8 protein-coding genes and 1 pseudogene are annotated in these 10,405 nt (G+C 54.8%); 7 read left to right on the top strand and 2 right to left on the bottom strand.

Annotated features, from left to right (window positions below; genetic code table 11):
* The coding region (locus ABSG49_RS11840) for a methylenetetrahydrofolate reductase (protein WP_424026337.1) at positions 1-703 on the top strand (703 nt) is incomplete at its 5' end.
* Positions 704-868: 165 nt separating this feature from the next.
* Here ABSG49_RS11840 and ABSG49_RS11835 read toward each other — a convergent pair.
* The gene (locus ABSG49_RS11835) at positions 869-2,749 is read right to left on the bottom strand and encodes a PAS domain-containing sensor histidine kinase (RefSeq protein WP_424026336.1); all 1,881 of its coding nucleotides are present in this window, start codon (positions 2,747-2,749) and stop codon (positions 869-871) included.
* Positions 2,750-2,910: 161 nt separating this feature from the next.
* On the opposite strand from ABSG49_RS11835, the gene ABSG49_RS11830 reads away from it, so the two are divergent.
* The 6 genes and pseudogenes from ABSG49_RS11830 (at position 2,911) to ABSG49_RS11805 (ending at position 10,245) form a co-directional block, all read left to right on the top strand.
* Positions 2,911-3,477 carry a response regulator gene (locus ABSG49_RS11830; RefSeq protein ID WP_424026335.1) on the top strand — a complete coding sequence of 189 codons (567 nt, stop codon included), beginning with the start codon at positions 2,911-2,913 and terminating at the stop codon, positions 3,475-3,477.
* A gap of 50 nt (positions 3,478-3,527) precedes the next feature.
* Positions 3,528-4,364 carry a methylenetetrahydrofolate reductase gene (locus ABSG49_RS11825; RefSeq protein ID WP_424026334.1) on the top strand — a complete coding sequence of 279 codons (837 nt, stop codon included), beginning with the start codon at positions 3,528-3,530 and terminating at the stop codon, positions 4,362-4,364.
* A gap of 16 nt (positions 4,365-4,380) precedes the next feature.
* Positions 4,381-4,929: a 4Fe-4S dicluster domain-containing protein gene (locus ABSG49_RS11820; protein WP_424026333.1), complete on the top strand. Its 549-nt coding sequence runs from the start codon at positions 4,381-4,383 to the stop codon at positions 4,927-4,929.
* A gap of 14 nt (positions 4,930-4,943) precedes the next feature.
* On the top strand, positions 4,944-5,801 hold the full coding sequence (locus ABSG49_RS11815) for a CoB--CoM heterodisulfide reductase iron-sulfur subunit B family protein (protein WP_424026332.1): 858 nt from the start codon (positions 4,944-4,946) through the stop codon (positions 5,799-5,801).
* Positions 5,707-6,081: pseudogene (locus ABSG49_RS11810) on the top strand (FAD-dependent oxidoreductase); the annotation flags it as partial. The gene ABSG49_RS11815 and the pseudogene ABSG49_RS11810, both read left to right, overlap by 95 nt.
* A 117-nt stretch (positions 6,082-6,198) precedes the next feature.
* Positions 6,199-10,245: an FAD-dependent oxidoreductase gene (locus tag ABSG49_RS11805; protein WP_424026339.1), complete on the top strand. Its 4,047-nt coding sequence runs from the start codon at positions 6,199-6,201 to the stop codon at positions 10,243-10,245.
* On the opposite strand, the gene ABSG49_RS11800 is transcribed toward ABSG49_RS11805, so the two are convergent.
* Positions 10,242-10,405, bottom strand: a 164-nt coding sequence (locus ABSG49_RS11800; RefSeq protein WP_424026338.1) for a helix-turn-helix domain-containing protein, incomplete at its 5' end; no start/stop codon positions are given. The genes ABSG49_RS11805 and ABSG49_RS11800 overlap by 4 nt on opposite strands.

Here is a 10,405-nt window from a genome sequence, read left to right as displayed (position 1 = left end):
CATCATGCAGATGGTCTGCAGGGACAGAAACAGGATAGCCATTCAGAGCGACCTATTGGGGGCAGCGGCGCTCGGCATTAATAACCTCTTGTGCCTTTCCGGCGACCACCAGAAGTTCGGCGACCATCCCACAGCAAAGAACGTCTATGATATCGATTCGATGCAGCTCATCCAGACAGTGAAAGGCTTGCGGGACGACGGGAAGTTTCTGGGCGGCGAAGAGGTGAAAGGCAGGCCTGACCTGTTCATCGGTTGCGCCGAGAACCCCTTTGCGGACCCCTTCGAGATAAGGGCCATGAGACTCGCGAAGAAAGCGGCCGCCGGGGCCCAGTTCGTCCAGACGCAATGCATCTTCAATGTCGAGAAGTTCGAGAAGTGGATGGAAATGGTTCGCGACCTGGGAGTCCACGAAAAGATTTATATTCTCGCAGGCATCACGCCCTGCAAGTCGATCGGCATGGCGCGCTACATGAAGACGTCGGTGCCCGGCATGGACGTGCCCGATCCGTTGATAGACCGCCTCAAAGGCGTCGCCAAGGAAAAGGTGTCCGAAGAAGGTATAAAGATCGCTGTAGAGACGATCCAGCGGGTCCGGGCGATTAAAGGTGTCGCCGGTGTCCACCTCATGGCCATCGAGTGGGAAGAGAAGGTCCCCGAAATGGTGCAGGCAGCGGGCCTCTATCCCAGGCCGCAGGTCAATTGAGGCCAATGATTCGTTGATCGGTTGATTAGTCGAACCGATAAGGGCCTATCCCCTCCATCGATAAAGGTTGACGGAGGGGATTCTTCTTTTCAGAGATAGACCAAACAGAGGCTGTTTTGCGCAAGGATAACGACCCTTGATTGCCATGGCCACCGTCCACTTTTCCTATTTTATCGGCAGAAGAACAGTGAACGTAGACCCCTTACCGGGCGCACTTTCCACGTCTATGGTACCCCCGTGATCCTGTATGATGCCATAACAGACTGACAGGCCGAGCCCCACTCCTCTCACCTCTTCCTTTGTGGTAAAAAAAGCGTCAAAAATCTTTTCCTTGACTTCCTCATCCATGCCCATCCCTGTATCCCGGACAACGATCATCAGGTGGTTATCCTCTATCTTCGTGGCCACGCTGAGCGTCCCCCCATGGGGCATCGCCTCCACCCCGTTCTTTATTATGTTGAGGAAAACCTGCCTCATCTGTCCGGGCGAGACCATGATTGCCGGGACAGTCTCGTCGAACGCCGTAATCAGCTTTATGTCTGACTCCAACAGCTGCTTCTCGAAGAGCATTAGGATGCTTTCCAGAAAGGTGCTGATATCGATCTCTTTTCGCGCCTCTTCCTCGGGCCTCGAGAATGTGAGCATGTTCTTGAGCATGACGGAAAGCCGGACCACCTCCGATAGCGACATATCGAGGAGCCTCCGCCTCCTGCTCGCTTCCGGTATTTCCGCCTTAAGCAACTCCAGAGTGTTCATGATGCCGTAGAGCGGGTTATTCAGCTCGTGAGCGATCTGCGATGTGAGCCTTCCCATTGCCGCGAGCCTCTCTGCCTGGAACAACTGGTCCTGGGTCTCCTTGAGCTTTCTCTTCACCCTGATCATCTCGCTCAGATCGTTGAAGATGCCTATCGATGCCAGCTCGTCGCCCTTCTCGTCGTAAATGATCGATGCCGAAAGACTGATATCGATCACCTCGCCGGCCTTGTTCTTGACATAGAGCTCGGTCGGGGGCAAAATTCCCTTTTTGCCGGATTTTTCGTCGAGCATCGTCTCCCGTATCTTCCTGGCCAGCCCCCTCGGATAGAGATCCTTGATGTTCGCCCGCCCTATGAGTTCGTCCCTGCCGTAGCCGAGGAGCTGCTCTGCTGCCTTGTTATATATGATGATGTCGCCCTTCGAATCCGTAACGATGATGCCGTCGGGAGATGCCTCTATGAGCCTATTGAGGAAGTGGTTTACTTCTCTCAAGTCCTTTTCCATCTTCTTTCGCCCGGTGATATCCATCATCATTCCCTGGTAGCCGATTACCTCATTTCGTTCGTTGTTGTTGGTCTGTGATGTAAGGAGAATGGTTATGGTCTCGCCGTTTTTCTTCTTGAAAGTGACCTCGTATTCCTTTACATATCCTTCTTTCTCTATGATTCTCTGAAAGTTTCTTCTATCTTCAGGATTTTCATAGACATCCCTGGTGAGATCGAGGGCAAGGATTTGCTCCTTGTTTTCGTATCCGAGCATCTCCACCATTGCCCGATTACAGTCTGTAAACTTGCCTTCTTTGCTGCTTACGTAGACTCCATGTCTGATGCTTTCGAAGAGGTACCTATATTTTTCCTCGGTCAGCCGCACCTGTGCTTCCATCCGCTTTCGCACGGTAATGTCCCGCATGTAGATGTAGAGCTTATGCCTTCCGTTAATTTTCCCTACCGCTATACAGACTTCGCAATCCTTTAGGTTCCCCGTCTTGTGGATCACGTGCATCTCGGTGCAGACCTTCCTGCTCTCATCGCCGCTGATCTCCTTCTCCATGTCCGCTAGGATATTCAGCGACTCTTCCGAGAGGAACAACCCGATGCCGCCTCTGTACAGCTCTTCCTTGGAAAACCCCGTTATCACCGAGGCTATGGTGTTCACATACTCGACCCTGCCCGTCTTTTCAGTGACGATGATCCCATCGTCTCCCATTTCGAGAATCTTCTCAAGCTTTTCACAGAGTTCTTCTATCCGCGGCTCCCTCGCCAATTCTTTTTTCTGTTGCAAGCGGCCCATGTTGCTCCTCCTCGTACTCTTCTTAAGAATGATACCATGTGGCGAAAAACGTCATCATCAAAAATTTTCACAATTTTCACAAGTTTCACTTGACAAATTGAGAAAAAGCTGTAATATCTATAATAGTAGTAAAAACTATAAAATCAAAACTGGGGTTTATCATGGAAATCCTGACCATATCAGAGGCGAGCAAAATCTGTGGGGTATCTCTCAAAACACTCATAAACTGGACAGACGCGGGCCACCTAAAGGCATACAAGACGCTGGGGGGTCATCGTCGGATACAAAGGGATGAACTCTACCGGTTCATGGAGGAGCATCACATGCCCATACCAAAGGAAGAAAAGGCCGACACGCGCAAAAGGATACTGGTGGTGGATGATGACAAGATCATCGTGGAGAGCATAGTGCTGGCTCTCGAAGAAGATGAACACGGCTATGAAGTGATATCTGCAGGTGATGGATTCGAAGCAGGCTTGCAAGTGAGCCACTTTAAGCCGGATATTCTCATCCTCGATATTATGATGCCGGACATTAACGGCTACGAGGTGTGTAAAAGAATCAAAAGCAATCCGGAATCCAGGCACATAAAGGTCGTTGTTCTCTCAGCGTACCTGGACGAACACAATTTCAACGTAATGAAGGGGTATGGAGCCGACGCGTGTTTTTCCAAGCCCTTGCCGCTGCCGGATCTTAGAAAGGAAATTGCGCAATTGCTCGGGATCTAAAATAGGGGGCTGCTATGTCTTTTATAGAATGCTTAAATAAAGACAGATTTGTGGTCACATCAGAGGTACAGGTATCAGTTGAAACCGATACGGGCGCCGTAGTCGGGGCGCTGAACAAGATAAAGGGAAGAGTTGACGGGCTTATCGTTTCGGAGGTGGTAATCGAAGGCGTCGTCTGCGATTCCGTTAACGTTTGTAACGCGCTCAGGTTGAGCGGTTACGATCCCTTGCTCGAGACAACGACGAGGGAAAAGAACAGGATAGATCTCCAGGGTCAGCTTATCAAGGCCTCTGACGCAGGAATCCAAAACCTCCTGACCTTCACCCGCGATTACCGGTTGACCGGTGACGGCTTGAACGAGATGATGTTTTTCCACGTTGACTCGGCAAAACTCTTCTCAGTTTTGGACTCCCTGAGAGAAGGCCATGATGTCAAAGGAAATCCCCTCAACAAAAGCATAGAGTTTGCCGTCGGCGCAGGTATCGATTCGTCGTGGGGGAAGCGAGTGCCCGATCTCGAGCTAAGAGAGATGGAACACATGGTCCAGTTGGGGACCAGATACTTCATCACAACACCCGTCTTTGATCTCGACGATTTTTCCCAGTTCGTGGAGAGGGTAAGGCCCTTCGGCATTCCCATTATTGCTGAGGTAATCCTTATCAGGTCGGCGGGGATGGGTCATCTCCTCAACAAATATATCCGACCCAATCTCGTGCCGGGCAAAATGATCCAACGGCTCCTCAAAGCCCCTGACAAGGAAAAGGTAAGCGTTGAGATATTTACCGAGTTGATAAAGGGTCTCAGGAGCACGTGCCACGGCATACACATCGTCCCTTTTGGAGCAGAAGACAAGATTTCCAAGTATCTGGATGCCGTAAAGCTATAGGAAGGAGGCTTGTCCCGTGTCCGATATCAGCAGCATACTGCCATCCGGTTCTCCTCCCGACTTCTCCTCTTTGGCGGAGATCGCCAACGTTCAGGACTGTTTCCAGTGTCAGAAGTGCTCAGCCGGATGCCCGGTGGCTTTTGCAATGGATTACAAGCCCAACCAGGTCATACAGATGGTCTCTCTGGGCATGAAAGACAGGTTGTTGGCCTGTAACACCATATGGATCTGCGCCTCTTGCTATACATGCAGCACCCGCTGTCCCAATGAGATTGACATTGCGGGGGTGATGGACTGGCTCCGGCGGACTGCGCTCAAGGAGAACGTACCTGTGGCCGAAAAAGGGGTTTCCTTTTTTCATGCTGCTTTTCTCGACTCGGTCCGCACCCATGGTCGGGTGCACGAACTTTCCATGATGGCCCATTACAAAATGAAGACCCGCAGGTACTTTGACGATATGAAGCTCGGCTGGAGAATGTTCACAAGGGGGAAACTGAGAATCTTCCCTTCAAACATCAAGCGAAAGAAAGAGGTTGCCGGGCTCTTCACGGGTCCCGGACCATAAGAAAGGAGGAGGCCATGAAGGCTTCCTACTACCCGGGCTGCGCCCTGCACGGGACGGCGTTAGAATACGACGAATCAGCCAGAGCTGTTGCGAGGCTTCTGGGAGTCGAACTGGTCGAGCTTCCCGATTGGAGCTGCTGCGGCGCCAGTTCAGCCCATGCCACAGATGAAGCCCTGGCCCTCAACCTGGCCGCCCGCAACCTGACCATTGCTGGAACTCAGGGGATGGACCTCATCGTTCCCTGTGCGGCTTGCTACAGCCGTCTCAAAGCGGCGGAGAGAAAGATATCAGGGGATAGAGGAAGAGATAGCGGTTTCCGGGTTCTCAATCCAATGGAATTCCTCTTTCTCTCAGGCCTTTCCGTTAGGCTGCAAGAGCTTGTAAAACGGCCCCTCACGGGGCTGAAGGTTGTCTGTTACTATGGCTGTCTGCTCGTCAGGCCTCCGGATGTCACCGGAGTAAAGCAGTACGAGCATCCGGAGGAGATGGACAGGCTGATCGAGCTTATGGGGGCGGAGCCGATCCCCTGGTCGTACAAAACGGATTGCTGCGGCGGCAGTCTATCCCTCACGAGAACCGATATTGTTATGCGTTTGACGGGTAAGCTTTTCGAAAAGGCGATCGAGGCCGGCGCAGAGGCCATGGTCGTTGCATGTCCGCTTTGCCAGTCGAACCTCGATTCCAGGCAGGAGGAGATTTCCCGCGAGTCAGGCAACCATTACGAACTACCCATATTCTATTTCACCGAACTGATCGGCCTGGCCCTGGGCCACAGGGATGCGGACAAGTGGTTCAAGCGCCATTTCGTGGACCCGAGGAAGCTTCTTGCTTCAAAGGGTCTCGTCCGGGGTAGATCAAATGAAAAAGAGTGAGGAGCAAGGGGACAGCGGGAAGGTCGGGGCAGTGCTGGTGGTGGGTGGCGGCGTAGGGGGGATGCAGGCCGCTTTAGACCTGGCCAACTCCGGCTTCAAAGTATACCTCACCGAAGAGGGCACGGCCATCGGCGGGCGGATGGCCCAGCTCGACAAGACGTTTCCCACGAACGACTGTTCTATGTGCATCATCAGTCCCAAGCTGGTCGAAACCGGCCGTCACCTCAACATTGAGTTGATGACGGATACTGAAGTGGTCAAGGTAGAGGGGAAGGCTGGCGATTTCACCGTCACGCTCCGTCACAAACCGCGCTATATCGACGTGGCTAAGTGTACGGGATGCACTGAGTGCGCGCAGGTCTGTCCCGTGGTCATCCCCGGCCGATTTGACGAGGGGATGGCAAGGCAGCGAGCCGCCTACAAGCTTTACCCGCAGGCCGTCCCCAATGCGTATGCTATCGAAAAAAAGGGGATTGCTCCGTGTCGTAACGCCTGCCCGTCGGGCCAGCGGGCGCAGGGTTACATCGCCCTTATCCGGGAAAACCGTTATGAGGATGCACTCCGTGTGATCAAGGAAGACAACCCGTTTCCGGGGATCTGTGGGCGCATTTGTAATCATCGTTGTGAAAACGCCTGCAATAGGGCACTCCTTGACCAGGCGCTCGACATCCGCGCGCTAAAACGCTTTGTCACTGACAAAGTCTATTCGAAGCCGCGCCAGCCGGTCCAGCCGATCAGACCGACTCAGACCAAACGTGTGGCTATTATCGGCGCCGGGCCCTGCGGTTTGACAGCAGCACAGGATCTGGTACGGTTCGGTTATCCCGTCACCGTGTTTGAGGCACTTCCGGTGGCCGGCGGCATGCTGCGGGTCGGCGTACCCGAGTATCGGCTGCCAAACGAGATCATCGAGCGTGAGGTGGCTGACATTGTGGACCTGGGGGTGGACCTGCGACTCAACAGCCCCGTAACGAACCTCGACAATCTGTTCAAGCAGGGTTACGCTGCGGTCCTGATCGCCGTGGGCGCGCACGAGGGCATCAGGCTGCCCATCCCCGGAGCAGATCTGGATGGGGTTCTTATCAATACCGTATTTCTGCGCGACGTGAGGCTGGGCCGCCCGCCGGAACTGGGGGATCGTGTGATCGTGATTGGCTCGGGGGACGTTGCTATGGACTGTGCCCGTACGGCTGTCCGGCTGGGCAAAGAGGTGCACGTCCATTACCGCCGGTCACTCGATGAGGCGACGGCTGACCCTCTTGAGATCGAGCACGCACAGGCTGAAGGCGTCACGTTTCACTATCTTTCTAACCCCGTCGAGATCCTCGCCGACGGGAAAAACCGTGTGGTCGGGATTCGATTGGTCCGGATGGAGCTTGGTGAGCCGGATGAAAGCGGCCGGCGCCGGCCCATGCCGGTAGCAGGATCGGAGCATGTTATACCGTGCGATAACGTGATCTTTTCCGTGGGCCAGCGTGCCGGTCTTGGTTTTATCCCCGAGAGCGTCGGCGTCGGCCTGACCCGTGAGGCAACGATTGCCGTCAATCCGAATACCTTTGCAGCGACCCGTGCGGGCGTGTTTGCCGCTGGGGATGTGACGAGAGGAACGGCTTTTGTCATTGAGGCGGTTGACTCCGGTCATAAGGCAGCGGCCAGTATCCACAGGTATCTTCAGGGCGAGGACCTGGAACCCCCATTGAGACCGGAACTGCCCGTCATCAAGTTAACAAAAGAGGAAATCAATGAGCGAGCCGTCCACGGCGAGGTGCACGTTACGCCCAGGGTACGCATGCAGGCCCGTACCGTAGAGGAACGGAAATGCTCGTTTAATGAAGTTAACCTGGGCTTTACCGATGAGGAAGCCCAGGCTGAGGCGGCCCGATGTCTGGCATGCGGAGTATGTTCGGAGTGCCTGAGCTGTTACTACATTTGCGGCATGAAGGCGATTGACCATGACATGGTGGAGCGGCTGGAAGAGGTAAAAGCAGGCTCGATCATTCTGGCGCCGGGTTTTGAGGTCTATGACGCCGTCCTGTCACAAGAGTACGGCCTGGGGCGTTACCCCAATGTTCTGAATGCACTCCAGTTCGAACGCATCCTTTCTGCATCCGGTCCGACCATGGGACATATCGAGCGCCCTTCCGACAGAAAAACGCCCAAGAAGATCGCCTTTCTCCAATGTGTGGGCAGCCGTGACAGCAAACACCCATACTGCTCGGCAGTCTGCTGCATGTACGCTACAAAGGAAGCAATCATTGCGAAAGAACATGAAAAGGAGATCGAGCCCACCATCTTCTTCATAGATATGCGGGCCTATGGGAAAGGATTCGATGCGTACTTTGAGCGGGCACGAGGCGAGCAGGGTGTCCGTTACGTCCGCTGCATGATTTCCAGAGTGGTGGAAGACCCTCGGACGAAAAACCTTCAGATTACTTACGTTGACGAGTCAGGGGAGATGAGGGAAGAGACCTTTGATATGGTGGTCCTCTCGGTGGGCATGGCGCCTTCGAGGTCGGCCAGGGAGCTGGCAAGAAAACTGAGCATTGACCTCAATCCCTATGGATTTGCAAAGACCGATCCTTTCACGCCGCTCTCTACTTCAAGGTCGGGTATCTACGTCTGCGGTGCTTTTCAGGGACCGAAAGACATCCCCGAAACCGTCGCCCAGGCGAGCGGCGCAGCAGGAGCGGCGTCCGCGATGCTCTCCGGGGCCAGGGGAACCATGGTGGCTCTCAAGGAGTACCCGGAAGAGAGGAACGTGTCGGGGGAGGTACCGAGGATCGGTGTTTTCGTCTGCCGCTGCGGAAGCAACATAGGCGGAGTCGTCGATGTTCCAGGGCTCAGGGAGTACGCGGCCTCTCTTCCGGATGTGGTCTATGCGGAAGAGAACCTTTACACCTGCTCTCAGGATACACAGGTGAAGATCAAGAAGGCAGTCGAGGAGCACAGGCTCAACCGGGTGGTAGTAGCCTCGTGCTCTCCCCGCACCCACGAGCCTCTCTTTCAGGAGACTATCCGTGAGGCGGGTCTAAACCGCTACCTCTTCGAGATGGCCAACATCCGTGATCAATGCTCGTGGGTACATATGAGTCAGAAAGAGGATGCTACGTCAAAGGCCCGACAGTTGCTCCGCATGGCCGTCGCCAACGCGCGCCTCGTGCGTGCGCTGGAAAAACAGAGCAAAGGCGTCGTCAGGCGGGCCTTGGTCATTGGAGGAGGGTTATCCGGCATGACGGCGGCAACGGGCCTGGCAAGTGAGGGTTTCGAGGTCTTCTTGGTGGAAAAGCAGGGAGAATTGGGTGGCAACCTGCGCCACCTGTACACGACGGTGGATGGCAAGGATGTTCGGAAATTTCTGCAGGAGCTGAGAGATCGGGTGCGGGTCGAGCCGCGTATCAAGGTGTTTCTCAATGCCGACATCACAAGTTTTTCAGGCTATGTGGGTAACTTTAAGACTGTCCTCACTGTGGGGTCGGGAGCCGTTCACGAACTGGAGCACGGAGTAACCATCGTGGCCACGGGCGGCGATGAGCTGAAGCCCCGGGAATACCTTTACGGAGAAGACAGAAGGGTCTTGACCCAGCTCGATTTGGAGAAAGGGCTGGCAACAGGCGGAATAAACCCGTCAGAATTGAGAGAAGTGGTTATGGTTCAGTGCGTGGGGTCGCGCGACGAGGAGCGCCCTTACTGCAGCAGGGTCTGCTGCGCAGAGGCGGTAAAGAACGCCCTCTCGATAAAGGCGCTCAGCCCCAAAACTCGAGTGATCATCCTTTATCGCGACATGCGTATGTACGGTTTCCTGGAAGAGCATTACGCCCGTGCACGCCGTGCCGGGATCCGTTTCGTCCGCTACGAAGAGAAGCGCAAACCGCAGGTATCAGCCGCCGATGGCGCCCTGGAACTGACAGCTTACAACCCTGTTCTCCGGGAATCCGTCTCTTTCCACCCTGATCTTCTCGTTCTTTCCACTGCCACGGTGCCTGCCGATACAGCGCAACTCGCGGCTACGTTGAAAGTCCCCAGGACGACCGACGGCTTCTTTCTGGAAGCCCACATGAAGCTTAGGCCTGTCGACTTCGCCTCTGAGGGTATCTACCTTTGCGGGATAGCCCACTCTCCGAAGCTGATCGATGAGAGCCTCTCTCAGGCCTCCGCCGCGGTATCTCGGGCATGTACCATCTTGAGCAGGGAGACGATCCAGGTGGGCGGGGTGGTCTCGGTCGTGGACCAGGAGAAGTGTGCTGCCTGCCTCTCATGCGTCCGGGTCTGCCCGTACAACGTACCCACAATTAATGTCGAAGGTGCGGCAGAGATCGAAGTCGCAAAGTGTCAGGGATGCGGCCTCTGCGCATCCGAGTGTCCGGCCAAAGCAATCTCCCTCCAGCACTTTACGGATGAGCAGATCATTGCTAAGTGCGAAGCCATTTCAGAGGGCCGTTATTAACTTCTCTTTCTGGCCCGGCCGAATGGGATGCCGAGCTTTTGCATCCGGTATCTCAAGGTAGCGGGATTCATGCCGAGCACCGAGGCCGCACCGTTCTTTCCCTCTATTTTGCCGCCCGTCATCTCCATCACGTGACCGATGTGGCGAGCCTCTACGGCGT

It is taken from the genome of Methanoregula sp. (genome assembly GCF_049510175.1).
Taxonomy (GTDB): Archaea; Halobacteriota; Methanomicrobia; order Methanomicrobiales; family Methanospirillaceae; genus Methanoregula.
Note: the sequence above shows the minus strand (reverse complement) of the source record. Positions and strands in the feature narration are given on the sequence as shown.

What these genes read in the sequence shown, in the direction of transcription:
- ABSG49_RS11815 (WP_424026332.1), top strand. Translation starts at nt 4,944, where the DNA reads ATGAAGGCTTCCTACTACCCGGGCTGCGCCCTGCACGGGACGGCGTTA.
- ABSG49_RS11835 (WP_424026336.1), bottom strand. Translation starts at nt 2,749, where the DNA reads ATGGGCCGCTTGCAACAGAAAAAAGAATTGGCGAGGGAGCCGCGGATA.
- ABSG49_RS11805 (WP_424026339.1), top strand. Translation starts at nt 6,199, where the DNA reads ATGGCAAGGCAGCGAGCCGCCTACAAGCTTTACCCGCAGGCCGTCCCC.
- ABSG49_RS11830 (WP_424026335.1), top strand. Translation starts at nt 2,911, where the DNA reads ATGGAAATCCTGACCATATCAGAGGCGAGCAAAATCTGTGGGGTATCT.